The sequence below is a fragment of the Nostoc cycadae WK-1 genome (assembly GCF_002897135.1).
Classification (GTDB): domain Bacteria; phylum Cyanobacteriota; class Cyanobacteriia; order Cyanobacteriales; family Nostocaceae; genus Nostoc_B.
Genome location: NZ_DF978439.1, coordinates 27,819 through 45,606, shown reverse-complemented (window position 1 = coordinate 45,606; position 17,788 = coordinate 27,819). Strand labels below are relative to the sequence as shown.

Genomic DNA, 17,788 nt, shown 5'->3' with positions numbered 1-17,788 from the left:
TATATCCCCAACTTCTTAAAGAAGTCAGGGATCTTTTGATTTGTTTTACTGAATTTACGGTGCAATTCCAATGCGAGAAAGGGCGGTGCGAACTGGAGACAAGTGACGGTTATGATCAACTCTCACCAATTCGGTGGAATTGTATAAGTTACGTAATAGTTGATTATTTTGTGACTGATTTAACTTGAGTAGAGCGTTGATTAATCTTTCTCTGTCTTGAACTGGGACATCATCATCAATGGCGATACCGTGGGCGGGAACACCGGAGATTTTATGTAATATTCTTAACTGGCTTTTTTCTTGGGCGGTGATGTACGGAGGGAACATCGCATACTCAGAAACAACCGCGACATCAGCCTGACCACGCACAACAGCTTGTAAAGCTTTGCTGTAATTACCACCGTAAGCAACTTGACCGAAGAAACCATCAAGGCGATCGCGGTTGGGGACAAATCCTTGTTTTACCAACTCACTCACCGGGAAAACGAACCCTGAACCAGAAGTTGGGGAAGTAAACGCCATCCGCTTACCCCGTAGTTGTCCTAGGGTTGCTTGAGCAGTATTTCTGGTTTTTAGTGGGCTATTATTGGGAACAACAAATATGGAATTATAAGTGTATCTACCAGAGTAATTATCACGAACTTCTGCGAGATACAACTTTGCATTTGCCAATTGTTCAGCCTTCAACGCCGGACGACTGCTAAGAAAAGCCACATCAGCGCGATTCGCTCTCAAAGCTTCCACCGCCGCAGTATCATCACCAATCTGCGCTTTAACGGGAATCTTTAACTCGTTAGACAGAAATCTAGCGACAGCGTTGGCTTTAGTTTGCAAATCTGTAGAGTCAGAACGACTGGGAAAAATTACTGTTAAATTATTTAGTCTTTTAGCTTGGGCAAGTAAGTGTGGCGCTTGTTGATTAGGAATGGAGTTAGCATTAGCATTCTTTGTCTGCATCACCCCAAAACTGCCAACAACCAAACCTGTCAGCGCCGCAAATGCAGCACCAGCACCCAATACGCCCCTTTTACTTACAGTCATTTCTAACTCCCCATTAGGAACTATTTGCAGTATTTTTGACAATTAATTTCAACTATCTCAACAAATGAATCTAGAACTTTTGGGAATAAAAGTCAATATGAATGGGATGACTGAATACGGCAACAGGCTGTTAACTAGCTTGAAAGTAAGGAGTAGAGAATGAATGTCTGGGTGTTGAGATGAAAGCAAGAACAATATCTGCGTGATGAAGATTTAGATAAAGCCACCCACAGCCAATCAACCCAACTGCAATTTCTCAGCAGAGAGTTAATTAAGCATTTACTCATAGGTTCTCTCAAATATGTCACCAGTACTGTATCACTTTAAACCTTCAAGGAAGATTGTAATAACTCACGCATAGATTGAGCTTGTACATGATTAGGGAAAATTGTTAAAAAGTCTTTTAGGTCTTGAATTGCTTCGAGTTTAATATGCAAGGAAGCACTTTGAGATAGCGCATAATGATACAAATCTTCTGCTGATTTTGGGTCTTCGGCTGCTAAATAGTAGAGAGCTAAATTAAAAGTATTACGCCAGTTTTTAGCATCTTTTTCGTAGCTTTGTTTAGCAATCTTGATAGCAAGTTCTAAATCAGCCTGTGCTTTATCTTTTTGCTGAAGTGCTTTATATGTTAAACCACGCGTATATAAATAGTAATCATTATCTGCATCTAAATTTATAGCGAGGTTAAAATCTTGCAGTGCTTCGTGATAACGCTCCATTAAAAAATACAATTCTCCACGACTAGCGATCGCCCAGTCAAGCTTAGGATTAAGTTCAATGGCGCGGTCAAAATCTTGCACTGCTTCGGGATATCGCTCCATTAAGCGGTAAATTACACCACGTTGTGCGATCGCCCAGTCAGATTTAGGATTAAGTTCAATAGCGCGGTCAAAATCTTGCAGTGCTTCGGGATAACGCTCCATTAAACGGTATGTTTCACCGCGATGTGCGATCGCCCAATCAGATTTAGGATTAAGTTCAGTAGCAAGGTGGAAATCTTGCAGTGCTTCCTCATAACGTTCCATTGAGCGGTAAGTTTCACCACGATTTGCGATCGCCCAATCAGATTTAGGATTAAGTTCAATGGCGCGGTCAAAATCTTGCAGTGCTTCGGGATAACGCTCCATTAAACGGTAAGTTTCACCACGATTTGCGATCGCCAAGTCATATTTAGGATTAATTTCAATGGCGCGGTTGTAATCTGCCAGTGCTTCTTGATGACGCTCCATTAAGCGGTAAGTCCAACCTCTATCGACTAAATATTCAGCTTCTTCTTGATCTAATGTTATGGCTTCTGTTAAATCTTCTAAAGCTTTGGAGTATTGCTTAGATTGAGTATAAACATAACCACGCCAGTCTAAAGCTACTGCACGCCACTTGACTTCAATAAAGCTATTACTCAACAACGCTGTGAACATTTCAACAGCAGTTTCATACTGGTCTTCATCATAAGCTTTTAAACCATTGGCTAATTGTTCACCCCAACGCTGAATTTCAGCTACACCCGTATCTTTACCTGCTTGCATCATTCTTTCTGCCCAGCGTTTAGCAAAAGAAAGTTGATTTTTCAGTGCAGCGAGGAATTCATTTAAAGCAGCAGGTAAACTTCTCTGTGGTGACTGACATAAACCGTGATACAAAACATTGAGGGTGTAATTTTGCCATGCAGAATCGCGCTGTTTTTTGTCTTCCTCTAGGTGTAAATTATTTCGCAAGGTGTCGTAATAATCTGCTAACTTGCCATGCAAATCAGCCCAACTTTGCGGTGATACAAGCCGCTTGTGGCGAAGCATTTGCGTTTTGACCACATCATGATAAGCCCAACCATCGGTGCGTTCGTCAATAAATGGCATTTCTTTCAGCCAGCTAAATAAACCGTCCGCCTCTTCTTCTCCTCGCAATTTAGCCAACACATCTCGATTTAAACACAGGGGAAGCGCCGCATCTACAGCTAATTGTCGCCGCTTGGGGTCATCAATCCATTTTAAAAAGCGTTCTACTGCTGTACCGCTAGGATCACCTACTTGAGTGGGGTCACTGGGAGTTTCCGCCGCTAAGGTGGCGACTAGTAAAGGTAATTTTCCCGAAAGGCGTAAAATTACTTCAATAACTCGACTGTTGGTAATCCCTTTACGTGTGAGATATTGTTGGGCTTCTGCTTCTGTAAATGGTTCTAAAGGGAAACGAACCATTAACCCCTCATAAAATGCCCAATGGTTTTTATCTAATTCTTGCCGACCAGCAATAATCATCAATATATTGGCAGGAATTTCACCGTGACGACCGTCGAGAATTTCCCGCAGCCAGCTATCGAGAAATTCCTCACTGCGTTCATAGGTATCAAAGAACAACCCAAGACCAGACTTTTGAGCAATTTTAGAAATATCTTCTAAAAATAAAGGAGTTAGCACCTCCACAGGTTCTTGGACTAAGCGAACTTCGTCTTTATTTGCTAATTTTTTCGCTACATAAGCTGTCCATTCCCCGGCTTGAGTCGCCACAGCATCTTCATTTATCAAGCCAAACACCGCACCAGAACCGGGAACTTGTTTAGCCATACCCATTCCTGCTTTAGCGACAGTCTTACCCACAAAAGCTGAGAAACCTTGTGGTGCTTCGGGGTCAGTTTCTAATTCTTGACGCTTCTGACGATAAACTTTGTAGCGTTCCGTAAATTGTCCCAGCCTATGACCTTGCTGTTCTAAGTCTTCCGCCAAACGCCCCATAACTTCCGGGACACTTTTTTCACCCTCATCAACGTAAGCCGGGATAATTTTTGCCCCTTCTACAATTTGGCGAAACTGACGCAGCAGTGTAGTTTTACCAACTCCCCCTTGACCCCAAATATTAAATAAAAAGTGGCGACGGGAGTCTTCTAAGGGTAATTCTAGATTTTTGCGAAATAGATTAACTTGTTCCTCACGACCAACAAACCCTGACTGCTGACGTTGTTTGAGAATATCCTGTAAACTTTTGGGCTTATTTGGTGGGTTCATTACCAGATTCGGGTGTAAGCTCTAATACATACAGGATAACTACTCAGTCAGCATTACCCATTGCGGATTTAGAAAGACTTAATTCTTGGCTATGTAGCCAGTTGTGCGATCGCAGCATCAACACAGTAAACAGATAATTAAGGTGCGTGCAGTTTTACTCCAAGATTAACTAGTTAAAACCTATCAAAACACTAAAATAAAAGCACATATCGATAACTCATATTGCCCTGGCTATGACAACTGTAATCGCTAGACCTTCATCATTGATTGGTAGTATCAGAATAGAAAAGCTGGATAAGTTTCACCTTTTCAAATTTAACGATCAACTACAAGCACGAATGGAAGAACTGTTAGAACGCAAAAAAGCTGACCTACTAACTCCAGAAGAAGTAATCGAACTTGAAGAAATCGGAGAACTAGATAGAATTTTTACTCATATCAATGCGATGTTAGTAGCTCAAAACAATGATTGATGATGCTACTAAAGAAATTGTCCGAAAACGTGCCAATTATCTGTGCGAGTATTGCCATTCTCCAGAACGCATTTCTACAACAAGATTTACAGTAGACCATTTAATACCAAAATCTATTGGCGGTTCTGATGAACTTAATAACCTAGCCTTGGCTTGTCGTCGTTGTAATGAGCGTCGCTACAACTTTGTCGCCGGATATGACTCAGAGACTAACGCAGTAGTACCTCTATTTAATCCTCGCCAGCAAATTTGGTCAGAGCATTTCTTTTGGTCAGCAGATGGTAAGACAATTATCGGAGTTACCCCCGTTGGTAGAGCAACCTGTAAGCGACTTGATATAAACGATGAACGCTATCCCGAAGATGACTCTATTAGGAGTGCGCGGAGTTTTTGGGTTAATGCTGGCTTACATCCTCCTAGTGAAGATCCAAGAGCAAGCTAGTCGTTAGCGTTATTCTGAACTGAAACTTATTGCTCGTTAACCCTCAACAGTCTAGTTCCAAACACAAAAATTTTAACTTGAAACGAAAACGTTCTCACTTTTAACCGCAATGCTCTCGTTTCAACCAAGAACATTCTCACTTGAAACAGAAACATTCTTACTTAAAACAGAAACGTTCTCGTTTGCAACAAGAACGTTCTCACCTACAACAGCAAAATTTAAGCTTTGAACTCGGAGTTTTTCATTTTAAACTAAACCATCCAGGCTCAGAAACTCAAATGTCGAGTTAATTACTCAACTTACAAAGCTTGTGGCTGGACTTTTTTAGTTTTCCGCGCAAATCTTCGTCCTAAATCATCAATCATTGTCTCTAAACCTGCGCCTTTACCACTAGCTTTTGCATAGTTATAAACTAGCAACCCCGCAGCATAAGCTTCACTGCCCACAGCCACAGATGTATCATCAACCAGTTCTTGCAGTTGTGTCAACGACAGCAAAATCGGATACAAAGCTTCAAATAATTCAATGTCGCGGCGCATTTCATCTAAGTCAAAAGAACGCGGTAAGAAGTCGGGATTTTGTGCAGCTATTTCCAACGCCTTACTCACAAATGCGCGACTCTTATCTCCCAGCTTCGGTAAAGATTTACGCTCCTCCGTTGACAAATCTACTAAGAACGGTAACTTTTCTTTGATGGTCGTAATTGCTTGCATCACCGCTTCCCGGTCTGCTGGGGAAAGTCTAGCACTAACTTTAGATTCTGGCATTTTTCATACACTCTAAATTGGACTTAATTTCAGTGTTCCCCAAGTTAGTTAGGCAGTTATAGTTACTTATAAGCAATTAAGAAAATTTTTTTATACTATCACTCAAGTAATGTTCGGTAATTATAAGCTTTAGTCCAGTAGCGTTTGTTGTGCCGTAGACTAACGCACATTGAATTGTTGAATTAAAATATAGCCATCTTCAATTATTCATGAATAATAAGATCCCCGAATTTTTGAAGAAGTCGGGGATCTAAACATCTCAAATTACATCTTATGACAACATTCCCTAAATACATCCCACAATCTGATCCGCCCCGTCCTCCTTGGGAAACCCTACCAACAATGTATGATTTACCCAGCGATAATCCAGAGGAACCAGGTTTGCCAGACGATTTTCATTTTTTACAACCTTTACTTTTATATTTAACTTTTCAACCAATTAACTGGAATCCAGAGTTAGTTTATAGTGCGGCTGACTTGAATCTTTATTATGATTTGCAGCATCCTTTATGGTACAAACGCCCAGATTGGTTTGGAGTTGTCGGAGTTAAAAAACTCTACAAAGGTGAAGATTTGCGATTAAGTTATGTCACTTGGCAAGAGCCAGCAAATCCTTTTGTGATTGTGGAATTATTATCTCCCGGTACAGAAGCGGAAGACTTAGGAACCAGCGAAAAAGCAGAAGATAAACCACCGAGTAAATGGGAAGTTTATGAAAAAATTTTGCGGATTCCTTACTATATTGTGTTTAGTCGTTATACCAATGAACTCCAAGCATTTGGATTAGTTGGTGGTCATTATGAACCCATAAATTTAACTAACGGACGCATACTTATGCCAGAGTTAAGTTTAAGTTTAGGTGTATGGCAAGGTGCATTTCGAGATATTGAAAGATTATGGTTACGCTGGTTCACCCTAGAAGGGGAATTGATACCCGAACCTACCGAGGAAGTTTCTGCGGCGAATGAACGAGCGATAATTGCTGAACAAGAAGCGAGAAATGCGAAACAAGAAGCAGAACAAGCAAGAAGAAAAGCAGAACAATTAGCAGAACGTTTACGCCAATTGGGTGTGAATCCTGATGAGTTGATTTAATATGTAACGTGAGATAAACCCCTAGATAGACTTGCGATCGCTCAAAGATTGTCACAATTAATCACAAGAACTGTTATTTTTGGACAATCAAACCTATGGGATTCGGTATTGGTGATTTATTCTGGATTTTTCTGCTGCTTTCTTCTCTACAACCCCTCTGGCAAAAACGCCAAGTAGAATATCGGCGTATTCGCAGCTTGCAAGAATTCCAACAAGAACGCAAAAGTCGGGTGATTTTGCTCATCCACCGTCAAGAATCCATCAGCTTACTAGGCATTCCCATCTCCCGCTACATCACCATTGAAGACTCAGAACAAATTCTGCGGGCAATTCGCCTCACGCCTCCAGATGTTCCTATTGATTTAATTCTGCACACTCCCGGCGGTTTGGTACTCGCAACCGAACAAATAGCTAGAGCATTAATTCGTCATCCTGCAAAAGTCACAGTTTTTGTCCCACACTATGCCATGAGTGGTGGGACAATGCTGGCCTTAGCCGCCGATGAAATTGTTATGGATGCTAACGCTGTTTTGGGGCCAGTTGATCCCCAATTAGGTAACTTCCCCGCCGCCAGCATTTTAAAAGTAGTTAAAGATAAACCCATCGGTGAAATTGATGATCAAACTTTGATCATGGCAGACTTGTCAGAGAAAGCCATTCAACAAGTACAACGCTTTGTGCGGACTTTATTGAAAGATAATATCCCTAAACAAAAAGTTGAACCAGAAAATATTGAACCAATTATCGATGCCTTAACAACCGGACGCGTGACTCACGATTATCCCATTACCGTTGAAGAAGCCACAGAAATGGGGTTGCCTGTCACAGTCGGACTACCCCGTTCCATTTACGATTTGATGGATTTGTATCCCCAACCCCAGGGAGGACGGCCAAGCGTACAGTACATTCCCATGCCTTACGATGACCGTCGTCCAATTTTACCAACACCTAAAGGTAGACCTTTAGAAGAACCTAATCAAAGAATGTAGACAAGTGCTGAGTGCTGAGTGTACTTGGTTACTTATCCTACAGGAAAATGCTTTGGGTCTAAAAAGCTTTAGCAATCAGCAATTTCTTTATCTATCAAACTACCGATACAACTTAGGGAGTAGTCGTTGGAGTTGCTGTTGGTGTCGCTGTTGGAGTTGCAGTCGGTTTAACCGTTGGAGTTGCAGTCGGTTTAACCGTCGGTTTCGCAGTTGGTTTAGCCGTCGGTGTCGCAGTCGGTTTAGCTGTTGGTGTCGCAGTCGGTTTGGGTGACGATGGAGACTGAGGCGTACCTATAGCTTCCTTCGCATCTGCATTTAGCTTCTGACGGAGTGCTAAATTCGCAATTCCCGTTTCTTGAAGCTGATTTTTTTTCTGATATTCCTTAATTAATTGTTCTGTGCGCGGGCCAAAAAACTGATCACGAGGGAGAGAGGGATTTGGTTTAAGTACGACATTTAAATTAGCTTGCAGGATCTGCACAATATCGGCCGCTAAATCTTGGGTTTTGGGGCCTGCTATACCGTCAACACCGAGCTTGTAGCCTTTTTGAAAATCGCGGATGGCCTTTTTCGTTTCCTCGTCTGTTAGAGGTGTATTCGAGACTTTAACTTTGTAACCTAGCCCGTGCAACACAGCACGTAATTGTTGGGGCGTATAGTTACGTTGACGAGCAGCAAAGGAACTATCAGAAATTAGTACACTGGTACTTACTAGGCAAGTAGCAGCAATAATTGCGCTGGATTTACTAAACCCACACCACATATCTCAAACTCCTTGCAGTTAAATTAGCATCATTTAGAGATTAACAGGTGCATTTTACGTTTCTTGAAGACTTTTTTCTCAATGTTTAATCATTTGTGATTAATTAAAATTAATTAATATTGATATAAATTTTTGGCAATCTTTCTTGAGAAGTATTTAGATTTCCTATTTCCTTCTTTCAAATCTCTAGTTAGGTTATAACTAAATACTTAAAACTTGTATAATCTAAAACAAAAAAATGGTTAATCAAACATTGCCAAAACAAAAAAATCTTTGGTTTGAAAGATTGATGGCACTGCTTGCCACAGTTAACTTAGGCTTAGTTGTGTTTGATTTGACTTATATACAATGGCGTGATTTATACCTGCGGAGATTACCTAAAGTTACTCAAATATATGATCCAATTAAAGGCATCGCTGCCCATAGAGAAACCCAAAGTTATTTAAAAGCAGTAGATGCACTCAAAGAGCAGGTTAGTCAAACAGGTTTAACATCACCACAGGCAAAGGCAAAGCTAGACGAACTCAGCCGCCTGAGTGTCGAAATGATTGATAGCAACCCGTTTGCCGGAGTTGGCAAAAGTGGTACTCTAGAAAAAATTAAAAACCGAATGCGCGATCGCATCGGTAAAGATTCCGCCAAGCAGTCCTTTGCTACTTTCTGGAGTCAAGCTTATCTCTCCGAAAAAGGCTGGAATCAAGAATTTACTTTTTTTAATCAAAAAATTAGTCCGTTAATCGCCAGCAACTACTACCGCCAAATTGGGGAAAATAGCGAATATTTCGATGATTTTTGGCTCCTAGACTTACCATTTGTCACGATATTTGCCATCGAGTTTTTAGCACGCATCTTTTATATCAAACGTCGTCATCCCGGTTACCGCTGGTTAAATGCCATATCTTACCGCTGGTATGACTTATTTTTGCTCATACCATTTTGCCGTTGGTTGCGAGTTATACCTGTAGTCGTCCGCCTTGACCAATCCCAACTATTAGATCTCCAGCCATTACAGCACCAAATTAATCAATCAGTTGTCGCAAATTTTGCCGAAGAACTCACAGAAATTGTCGTCGTTAGGGTAATCAACCAGATTCAAATCTCGATTAAACAAGGTGATTTCACCCGCTGGATATCGCAACAAGAGAACTTACGCCCTTATGTAGATATCAATAATGTAAATGAAATAGAAGCGATCGCCGGCATTTTAGTGCAAACCGTCGTCTACCAAGTTCTACCCAAAATTCAGCCTGATTTAATCGCGATTTTGCGCCACAACATCGACGGTGTATTAAATCAAGTTCCTATGTACCGCAACCTCCAAGCCTTCCCAGGCATCGGAAAAGCTCAAACCCAACTCAGCGAACAACTCGCCACTCAAATTACCACCAGCTTGTATGGTGCTTTAGTCAGTGCTATTCAAGATTCTGAAGGTGCAAAACTCACAAATCAACTTGTACAAAGTTTTACCACCGCTTTAGGCACAGAAGTACAGCAAAAACAAGTAACTGCCGAAATTCAAAGCTTATTATTTGATTTCTTAGAAGAAGTCAAGCTCAACTACGTACAGCGCCTCTCCCAAGAAGATATAGAGACAATCGTCGAGCAAACCAGACAGCTAAGAACACAACCATACATTCAGCCCATAGTAGAGCAAAGTTCTGCGATCGTTGAGAGCAGAGACAAAAAAATCTGAAGTGTGAAATTGTTCATAGCTTCTGCCTCCTGCCTCCTGCCTTTTGACCATTTAACTATTGACTCTTAGAGAAATGCGCTACACTCAATTTAGGGCGAACTATCATCAGTTCGTTACAAGACTTCTTGGAAGATATCCCTATCGCAGGAAGTGGGTCGAAGCCCACTTTTTTTATTGAAATTTCGCATGACTCATCCGTTAGTCCCACAAATTATAGATTTGGCAGCACCAGTAGCAACAGAACTGGGATTAGAAGTCGTTGGCGCAGTTTTTCACACTAACCAACGTCCACCCGTATTGCGGATAGACATTCGCAATCCCCAGCAAGATACTGGTTTGGAGGATTGCGAAAGGATGAGCCGCGCTTTAGAACCCTGCTTAGATGCGGCGGAGATCATTCCAGATGCTTATGTCTTGGAAGTGTCTAGTCCAGGTATTTCGCGGCAATTGGTGACAGATAGAGAATTTATTTCCTTCAAAGGATTTCCTGTGATTGTCACCACTTCGCCACCCCACGACGGACAACCAGAGTGGAATGGTCAGTTGATTCGCCGGGATGAAACCAACATTTATTTAAATCAAAAAGGTCGGGTAGTAGAGATTCCCCGTTCTCTCATTACTAGGGTGCAACTAGACGAACGTCGGTAAACGAGGGATTAGGGTTTAGAGATTAGAGGCTAGGGACTAGGGAGTAGAGTTAATCTTTTCTCTAATCCCTAGTTACTAATGCTTTTTCCTACTTCCTACTCCTTATTCCTTAATTTTTAAAGGAGATTGCTTATGTCAATGGTTAGTCTACCAGGATTAAAAGAATTAATTGAAAGTATTAGTCGTGAGCGAAACTTACCTCGTTTAGCAGTTCAAGCGGCGATTAGAGAAGCACTGCTGAAAGGGTATGAACGTTATCGTCGCGCTCAAAATTTAGAACGCAAGCAATTTGATGAAGATTATTTTGATAATTTTGAAGTAGAACTCGATATTGATGACGAAGGATTTCGCGTTCTCTCCACAAAAACCATCGTTGAAGAAGTTAGTAACACCGACCATCAAATTTCTTTAGACGAAGTGCAACAAGTCGCCCCAGAAGCTCAATTAGGCGATTCTGTCGTCTTGGATGTCACCCCCGACCAAGGAGAATTCGGTCGCATGGCCGCCATGCAAACCAAGCAAGTCCTGGCGCAAAAATTACGGGATCAACAACGCCAGATGGTGCAGGAAGAGTTCCAAGATTTAGAAGGAACTGTACTGCAAGCCAGAGTTCTGCGATTTGAGAGACAATCAGTAATTTTGGCTGTTAGCAGTACCTTTGGTCAGCCAGAAGTCGAAGCTGAATTACCCAAGCGAGAACAGCTACCAAACGATAATTATCGAGCTAATGCCACCTTTAAGGTATACCTGAAAAAAGTTTCTCAAGGTCAGCAAAGAGGGCCGCAACTGTTAGTATCCCGCGCTGATGCTGGGTTGGTAGTTTATTTGTTTGCCAACGAAGTCCCAGAAATTGAAGACGAAGTAGTGCGGATAGTCGCTGTAGCGCGAGAAGCTAATCCCCCATCTCGATACGTCGGCCCCCGGACTAAAATCGCTGTAGATACCTTAGATCGAGATGTTGACCCTGTAGGTGCTTGTATTGGCGCACGAGGATCAAGAATCCAAGTAGTAGTAAATGAACTACGTGGTGAAAAAATTGACGTAATTCGTTGGTCTCCAGACCCAGCTACATATATCGCCAACGCCTTGAGTCCAGCGAGAGTCGATGAAGTCCGGCTGATGGATCCAGAAACGCGGCAAACTCACGTATTAGTAGCCGAAGATCAACTGAGTTTGGCAATTGGCAAAGAAGGACAAAACGTGCGTCTAGCAGCCCGCCTCACTGGTTGGAAAATTGATATTAAAGATAAAGCCAAGTATGACTATGCAGGCGAAGATACAAGGTTTGCAGCTGCTCGTGCTAAAGCTCAACTAGAACAAGAACAAATGGAACTAGAGGAGGATGACATCGAACTAGAAGATGATGATATGGAATTAGACGAATTTGAGGAGCAAAACCAACAAGAATTAGATGACGACTCTTTTGATCCGGGTGACGAAGAGTAATTTATGAGCTTGGGACAGTTCTGCTAATATTTACCTCAGTCAAAGTTTAATAATTACTTGAGAAAAAATGAGGTACAAGTCAAAAGTTAGCTATACTAGCTGGACTTTCCTATAAAACTGTTGACCGATAATTTTCTGATGCAATCAATAAAAAAAACAAAATTTATCAATGGGGTAAATCCAAAATCAAAAATCAAAAATCAAAAATTATTTGACTTCATGCCTATAAAAAACTGATGAAACCGAATTATCGGCGTTGTATTAGTTGCCGCAAAGTCGGCTTGAAGCAAGACTTTTGGCGGATTGTCCGCGTCTTTCCATCGGGAAAGGTACAATTAGATGAGGGCATGGGGCGTTCTGCCTATATTTGTCCGCAAGCAACTTGCTTGCAAGCGGCAAACAAAAAGAATAGATTAGGGCGATCGCTACAAGCATCAGTGCCAGAAACACTGTATCAAACATTGTGGCAACGTCTAGCTCCAAGTCATCACCAAAATCAAATATCAGGTTGAAAAACTTGGTGGTGGTAATCCCCAGAGGATTGTAACGAAAGCCGAACTACTCGTGCCAAAGATACACCCTCTGCAATTGTTGGGGTTAGTGCCAAAATAGTAGATGGGTGTAGTCAGCAAGCGGCTCTTTAATTTAAAAAGGAACGAAGCAATACTCCCACAAAGTTTTACTCGATTGTGTTGTGGAAGACTCAGAATCAGCAAAACAAAAAACTACAGAATGGCAACCTGGTAGCGCTCAGGCGCAGTTCGGCATCAAAAGTTCTCAGAAAAACTTTTTATGGGAGCCAATCAACCGCCATTTTTGGCGTAGATGCCAACGTTAACCCGAAACATCTCTCTTTCCTGATTGGAGGCACCGGCAAAATTACCAAGGGCAACCGAAAAACAGTGATCTAAGGATGGAGATGTCGCACACCCAGGCAACCATCCGCCAAAAAACTGTAAATTAAAGGGGAAGAGTGGATGAACAACGGCAAAGTTAGAATCTATGAATTATCAAAGGAATTGAATTTGGATAACAAAGAGCTATTAGCAATTTGCGACCAGCTCAATATTGCGGTCAAAAGCCATAGCAGCACTATTTCAGAATCAGAGGCAGAACATATCCGGACGGCTGCCGAAAAATTGGCAGTAACGAATGGAACACCTAAAAGAGAACTAGGAACAACCACCAACAAACCAAATTCACACCAAACTGGCTCTCATAGCCGACCTGCACCACCACACAAACAACAAATTTTGGAAATTCGTAAACCCAAAATATTGAGAAATCCTAACACCAATGCCCCAGAGGCATCAGTTGCTACTAATACTCAATTTGCTTCTTCTGAAGTCAATTCTCCAGCACCTCCACGGCCCTTCGCTACACCAGTCTCATCCATGAAGCCGACGGCACCAACCCGACCTGTACCCCGGAATCAGTCTGAGAACTCACAAGCACCTGCTGTCACAGACGCACCCCCAAAACCGAATACGCAAGTAGCAGAAAATATAGCAGCGGAAAAGCCAGAAAAAGCGCCTTCGCACAAGCAAAGGCCAGAAAAACCGCAAAAACCGCAATTATCTGCCCCACCGGCCAGACCAGAGGCAGAACAAGCCTCAATTAGTGGTCTGTCCAGTTCAGCAGACAAACCGATCCTCAAACGCGATCGCGACCAGGTGAAACCGACTAAGGCTGGTAAACCATCTCAGCCTCCAACAGAAGCAGGACAAGCACCAGCGCCCAAACAAAGTCGTCCGACCCCTGGGCCTGTTAAACCAGAGCAACGGACGAACCGACCCCCAGGAGCAGGCTCCTCAGACGGGCCACGTCCTCAAAGACCAGTACGTTCCACAGAACAAGCAGCAGCCCCACTTGCTACCCCACCTAGCAGACCGGCAGCCGGAGCAACAGCAAAAATCGGAGTCGATGATGATGCTGTAGTTCCAGATCTCTTAGACTTGAAACGGCCAACACCGCCTCGTCTAGCCAAAGGTGGGAAAAAATGGCAAGAAGAGGAAATAATTGACGAAGTTAAAGAAAAAGCAGGCAAGGGCGGCCCCAAAGGTAAGCGGGTCAAACCAATCCTGGATGATGACTTTGAAGATGATGATCTTCTAGATGAAGAAGGTCTAGATATCCCTACTACTATCCAGGCCAGTCTTTCTATAGCTCGTCCACCAAAACCAAAAGCAGCGCGACCTGCACAGCCTGTAATTGCAGCAGCGATCGCCGCTCCAACTTCTAGAGCGAATAAAAAAGCTAGTCATTCTAATCGTGGTGAGCAAAACCGTCGTCAAGAAGCAGAGCCAAAACGCGATCGTCCAGAAAAAATCGTGGTGACAGGGCCGCTGACAGTGCAAGAACTCGCCAACGAATTAGCAGTTGCGGATACAGAGATTGTAAAAATCCTGTTCCTCAAAGGTATGGCGGTAAGCATTACTCAAAATCTAGATATCCCAACCATTACCTTGGTGGGTAAAGAGCTAGAAGTAGAAGTTGAAACCGCCGAACCAGAGGCAGAAGCACGTAAGATCACAGAAATGATCGACGTGGCAGATTTAGAACATCTCATTCGTCGTCCGCCTGTCGTGACCATTATGGGTCACGTAGACCACGGTAAAACTACCCTACTTGACTCGATTCGCAAAACCAAAGTCGCGGCAGGAGAAGCTGGTGGTATTACCCAACACATCGGTGCCTACCATGTGGACATCGAACATGACAGTAAGCTCCATCAGATCGTATTTTTAGATACTCCTGGTCACGAAGCCTTTACCGCTATGCGGGCGCGAGGCGCGAGGGTGACAGACATCGCCATTTTGGTAGTAGCGGCAGATGATGGTGTGCGTCCCCAAACAGTGGAAGCCATCAGCCACGCTCAAGCCGCAGAAGTGCCAATTGTCGTCGCAATTAACAAAATTGACAAAGAAGGCGCACAACCAGACAGAGTTAAACAAGAACTCACCCATTATGGTTTAACTCCAGAAGAATGGGGTGGTGAAACCATAATGGTTCCAGTCAGTGCAATTAAGGGTGAAAACCTTGATACCCTTCTGGAAATGATTCTGTTAGTCGCAGAAGTTGGCGAACTATCTGCCAACCCCGATCGCCTAGCGAAAGGAACCGTAATTGAAGCCCACCTGGATAAAGCTAAGGGAGCAGTTGCTACCTTGTTAATTCAGAACGGGACTCTGCACGTCGGAGATATGCTCGTTGCCGGTTCAGCCTTTGGGAAAGTTCGGGCAATGGTTGATGACCGAGGCCGCAGAGTTGATGCAGCTTCACCTTCCTTTGCCGTTGAGGTACTAGGCTTAAGTGATGTACCCGCAGCCGGGGATGACTTTGAGGTCTTCGAGAACGAAAAAGAAGCTCGGAGTATTGCCGGCGATCGCGCCGACAAACAACGCTTGTCACGACTGTTACAGGGACGTGTCACACTCACAACTTTGTCGGCTCAAGCACAAGAAGGCGAGTTGAAAGAACTCAACTTAATCTTGAAAGGCGACGTGCAAGGTTCTGTCGAAGCGATCGTTGGTTCGCTCAAGCAAATACCCCAAAACGAAGTGCAAATCCGGATGCTGTTAGCATCGGCTGGAGAAATTACCCAAACAGATATTGACTTAGCTGCTGCCAGTGGCGCAGTCATTATTGGCTTTAACACCACCTACGCCAGTGGCGCAAGACAAGCCGCTGATGAAGCAGGTGTAGATGTCCGGGAGTATAACATTATCTATAAACTCCTCGAAGATATCCAAGGAGCCTTGGAAGGTCTGTTGGAACCAGAGTTGGTTGAAGAACCTCTTGGTCAGTGCGAAGTCCGTGCTGTCTTCCCAGTTGGTAAAGGAGCCGTTGCTGGTTGTTATGTCCAATCTGGCAAGCTGGTGCGTAACTGCAAACTGCGTGTGCGTCGTGGCGGAAAAATTGTTTACGAAGGTGTTCTTGACTCCCTCAAACGGATCAAAGAAGATGCTCGTGAAGTCAATGCTGGTTATGAATGCGGTATTAACGTAGACAAATTCCATGACTGGGTTGAAGGCGACATTATTGAAGCCTACCAGATGGTTACGAAACGCCGTACTCTCACATTGACAAGATAGTGGTCAACACTAAGTGCTGAGTTCAAGTCAACGTTTAAGTGTGTTGAACTGAAAATAAGTTAGTTCCACACTCAAAACTGAAAATTTAAACTCAGCACTCAGCACTTTTAACAGTTATCAGTTATCAGTTTAAATACCTTTTATCACTGTTCACTGTTGACTGATTTACTTCAGCACTCAGCACTTTTAATATGTCCTCGTTTCGCTCTGAACCTATATTGTGGATTCACATTGCTGGATTAGCAGCACTGCCAATTTTTTTGGTGTTGTGCCTATTATTCTTAGCTATAGGTGAGCCACTCTTACCAGTGTGGGGAGAGTTATTATTAGTAGCCACCATAGGCGTTACCCCACTGTTATGGATGCAGCTACGTCGTCCATTTTATATATATTCTCTTTTAGGCATAGCGCTCAAACCCGAAAATTTGACCGAGCAACAGCGTAAGATACTTTGTTTAATTAATACTAAGTTAAACCGGGTACTTTCCTTAGTTACAGCAATAATATTAACTGTGGTGCTGTGGCAGCTTTACAAGGTTGTTCCCCAAGTGCAACATTTAGTCAGCTTTTTGCCGCAGTGGCGTGGCTTAGGCTTAGTGTTGGCTGCTTTAGCTTTTTTAGCAAGTAACTTATTTTTACAAGTTCCCGTGAGTGTGGCAAGAATTTTAGTGACTAATGACACAGAATTTGCTGCCCTAGAACCGTTATCTTTAGATAATATCAAGCATGATTTCACTATTTTAGGGGTGCAAGTTAATCAAATTTTACCCAGGTTGTTTCAATCCTTAATCGGGATCAATAGAAACTCGCAGCAGCCCTAAACATTAGAACCTAATAAATATTTCGCAGAGTATACACTGTCTCACAAGGGCAGGTTTGTATTCGCTCAAAACGAAAACCGCCATAACTGTTAAAGTTGAGGAATAAGGGACTATGACTCCAACTCCTGCTGCTAGTAATTATCAATATCCCGCTGATACCGAAATTTGGTACAGCCTTAAATGTGCGATCGCTTCCAGTTCCGGTTTCCAAAGTTGGCAACTAGAACGTGATGCCCAATTACAAGGTCTGCGCCTGGATCAACAAGTACAAAAGTATTTAAGAGAAACTTTAGAAACCTTGGCTTACTAAAAAAATCAGATTAATCTGGGTTACTTACCCCAAATAACCAGTTTCCAGGGAAGCATTATAGTAATGCTTCCTTTTTAGTTGGGTGGAGCAAAATTACAAAAATTTTTGTCTATCAGCTGCGATCGCTCAGTTCTTCTAATGAAAAGCTATCTCCAGCGTTCTGTTCCCATTCTGCTTGATACCAATTCACTAAAAGTGTGATACAGA

The 17,788-nt window shown here is 42.7% G+C and carries 15 protein-coding genes; 11 read left to right on the top strand and 4 right to left on the bottom strand.

Annotated features, from left to right (window positions below):
- Positions 1–54 precede the first annotated feature (54 nt).
- Both NCWK1_RS23645 and NCWK1_RS23640 read right to left on the bottom strand, forming a co-directional pair.
- A complete protein-coding gene (locus tag NCWK1_RS23645; protein WP_103126392.1) occupies positions 55–1,041 on the bottom strand; it encodes a phosphate/phosphite/phosphonate ABC transporter substrate-binding protein in 987 nt (328 codons plus the stop codon).
- Between the two features lie 323 nt (positions 1,042–1,364).
- Positions 1,365–4,040: a tetratricopeptide repeat protein gene (locus tag NCWK1_RS23640; RefSeq protein WP_103126391.1), complete on the bottom strand. Its 2,676-nt coding sequence runs from the start codon at positions 4,038–4,040 to the stop codon at positions 1,365–1,367.
- A gap of 233 nt (positions 4,041–4,273) precedes the next feature.
- Here NCWK1_RS23640 and NCWK1_RS23635 point away from each other — a divergent pair, with 233 nt between their 5' ends.
- On the top strand, positions 4,274–4,513 hold the full coding sequence (locus NCWK1_RS23635) for a hypothetical protein (protein WP_096579082.1): 240 nt from the start codon (positions 4,274–4,276) through the stop codon (positions 4,511–4,513).
- A complete protein-coding gene (locus NCWK1_RS23630; protein WP_096579084.1) occupies positions 4,506–4,955 on the top strand; it encodes an HNH endonuclease in 450 nt (149 codons plus the stop codon). The genes NCWK1_RS23635 and NCWK1_RS23630 overlap by 8 nt, the downstream gene beginning before the upstream one ends.
- A gap of 299 nt (positions 4,956–5,254) precedes the next feature.
- Here NCWK1_RS23630 and NCWK1_RS23625 read toward each other — a convergent pair whose 3' ends face one another.
- On the bottom strand, positions 5,255–5,722 hold the full coding sequence (locus NCWK1_RS23625; RefSeq protein WP_103126390.1) for a hypothetical protein: 468 nt from the start codon (positions 5,720–5,722) through the stop codon (positions 5,255–5,257).
- Between the two features lie 273 nt (positions 5,723–5,995).
- On the opposite strand from NCWK1_RS23625, the gene NCWK1_RS23620 reads away from it, so the two are divergent.
- Positions 5,996–6,817: a Uma2 family endonuclease gene (locus tag NCWK1_RS23620; RefSeq protein WP_096579088.1), complete on the top strand. Its 822-nt coding sequence runs from the start codon at positions 5,996–5,998 to the stop codon at positions 6,815–6,817.
- A 95-nt stretch (positions 6,818–6,912) separates the two neighbouring features.
- Entirely contained in the window at positions 6,913–7,806 is an 894-nt protein-coding gene (locus NCWK1_RS23615; RefSeq protein WP_096579090.1) for an SDH family Clp fold serine proteinase, read from the top strand.
- A 112-nt stretch (positions 7,807–7,918) separates the two neighbouring features.
- On the opposite strand, the gene NCWK1_RS23610 is transcribed toward NCWK1_RS23615, so the two are convergent.
- Positions 7,919–8,569, bottom strand: a complete 651-nt coding sequence (locus NCWK1_RS23610) for a peptidoglycan-binding protein (RefSeq protein ID WP_103126389.1) — start codon at positions 8,567–8,569, stop codon at positions 7,919–7,921.
- Between the two features lie 238 nt (positions 8,570–8,807).
- On the opposite strand from NCWK1_RS23610, the gene NCWK1_RS23605 reads away from it, so the two are divergent.
- The 7 genes from NCWK1_RS23605 to NCWK1_RS23575 all read left to right on the top strand — a co-directional run bounded on the left by NCWK1_RS23605 (position 8,808) and on the right by NCWK1_RS23575 (position 17,581).
- On the top strand, positions 8,808–10,262 hold the full coding sequence (locus NCWK1_RS23605) for a hypothetical protein (protein WP_187308230.1): 1,455 nt from the start codon (positions 8,808–8,810) through the stop codon (positions 10,260–10,262).
- 186 nt (positions 10,263–10,448) lie between these two features.
- Positions 10,449–10,910, top strand: coding sequence for a ribosome maturation factor RimP (gene rimP / locus NCWK1_RS23600; protein WP_096585136.1), 462 nt, complete (start codon positions 10,449–10,451; stop codon positions 10,908–10,910).
- A gap of 132 nt (positions 10,911–11,042) precedes the next feature.
- Positions 11,043–12,356: a transcription termination factor NusA gene (nusA, locus tag NCWK1_RS23595; protein WP_187308229.1), complete on the top strand. Its 1,314-nt coding sequence runs from the start codon at positions 11,043–11,045 to the stop codon at positions 12,354–12,356.
- 236 nt (positions 12,357–12,592) lie between these two features.
- Positions 12,593–12,868 carry a YlxR family protein gene (locus NCWK1_RS23590; RefSeq protein ID WP_096579096.1) on the top strand — a complete coding sequence of 92 codons (276 nt, stop codon included), beginning with the start codon at positions 12,593–12,595 and terminating at the stop codon, positions 12,866–12,868.
- 465 nt (positions 12,869–13,333) lie between these two features.
- Complete coding sequence (gene infB, locus NCWK1_RS23585) at positions 13,334–16,450, top strand: translation initiation factor IF-2 (RefSeq protein WP_103126387.1); 3,117 nt, start codon at positions 13,334–13,336, stop codon at positions 16,448–16,450.
- A 191-nt stretch (positions 16,451–16,641) separates the two neighbouring features.
- Positions 16,642–17,271 carry a low-complexity tail membrane protein gene (locus NCWK1_RS23580; protein WP_096579100.1) on the top strand — a complete coding sequence of 210 codons (630 nt, stop codon included), beginning with the start codon at positions 16,642–16,644 and terminating at the stop codon, positions 17,269–17,271.
- A gap of 112 nt (positions 17,272–17,383) precedes the next feature.
- Positions 17,384–17,581: a hypothetical protein gene (locus NCWK1_RS23575; RefSeq protein WP_096579102.1), complete on the top strand. Its 198-nt coding sequence runs from the start codon at positions 17,384–17,386 to the stop codon at positions 17,579–17,581.
- The last annotated feature ends 207 nt before the right edge of the window (positions 17,582–17,788 follow it).

Coding starts and splice junctions, on each gene's coding strand:
- NCWK1_RS23645 (WP_103126392.1), bottom strand. CDS start 1,041: ATGACTGTAAGTAAAAGGGGCGTATTGGGTGCTGGTGCTGCATTTGCG.
- NCWK1_RS23640 (WP_103126391.1), bottom strand. CDS start 4,040: ATGAACCCACCAAATAAGCCCAAAAGTTTACAGGATATTCTCAAACAA.
- NCWK1_RS23635 (WP_096579082.1), top strand. CDS start 4,274: ATGACAACTGTAATCGCTAGACCTTCATCATTGATTGGTAGTATCAGA.
- NCWK1_RS23630 (WP_096579084.1), top strand. CDS start 4,506: ATGATTGATGATGCTACTAAAGAAATTGTCCGAAAACGTGCCAATTAT.
- NCWK1_RS23625 (WP_103126390.1), bottom strand. CDS start 5,722: ATGCCAGAATCTAAAGTTAGTGCTAGACTTTCCCCAGCAGACCGGGAA.
- NCWK1_RS23620 (WP_096579088.1), top strand. CDS start 5,996: ATGACAACATTCCCTAAATACATCCCACAATCTGATCCGCCCCGTCCT.
- NCWK1_RS23615 (WP_096579090.1), top strand. CDS start 6,913: ATGGGATTCGGTATTGGTGATTTATTCTGGATTTTTCTGCTGCTTTCT.
- NCWK1_RS23610 (WP_103126389.1), bottom strand. CDS start 8,569: ATGTGGTGTGGGTTTAGTAAATCCAGCGCAATTATTGCTGCTACTTGC.
- NCWK1_RS23605 (WP_187308230.1), top strand. CDS start 8,808: ATGGTTAATCAAACATTGCCAAAACAAAAAAATCTTTGGTTTGAAAGA.
- rimP (WP_096585136.1), top strand. CDS start 10,449: ATGACTCATCCGTTAGTCCCACAAATTATAGATTTGGCAGCACCAGTA.
- nusA (WP_187308229.1), top strand. CDS start 11,043: ATGTCAATGGTTAGTCTACCAGGATTAAAAGAATTAATTGAAAGTATT.
- NCWK1_RS23590 (WP_096579096.1), top strand. CDS start 12,593: ATGAAACCGAATTATCGGCGTTGTATTAGTTGCCGCAAAGTCGGCTTG.
- infB (WP_103126387.1), top strand. CDS start 13,334: ATGAACAACGGCAAAGTTAGAATCTATGAATTATCAAAGGAATTGAAT.
- NCWK1_RS23580 (WP_096579100.1), top strand. CDS start 16,642: ATGTCCTCGTTTCGCTCTGAACCTATATTGTGGATTCACATTGCTGGA.
- NCWK1_RS23575 (WP_096579102.1), top strand. CDS start 17,384: ATGACTCCAACTCCTGCTGCTAGTAATTATCAATATCCCGCTGATACC.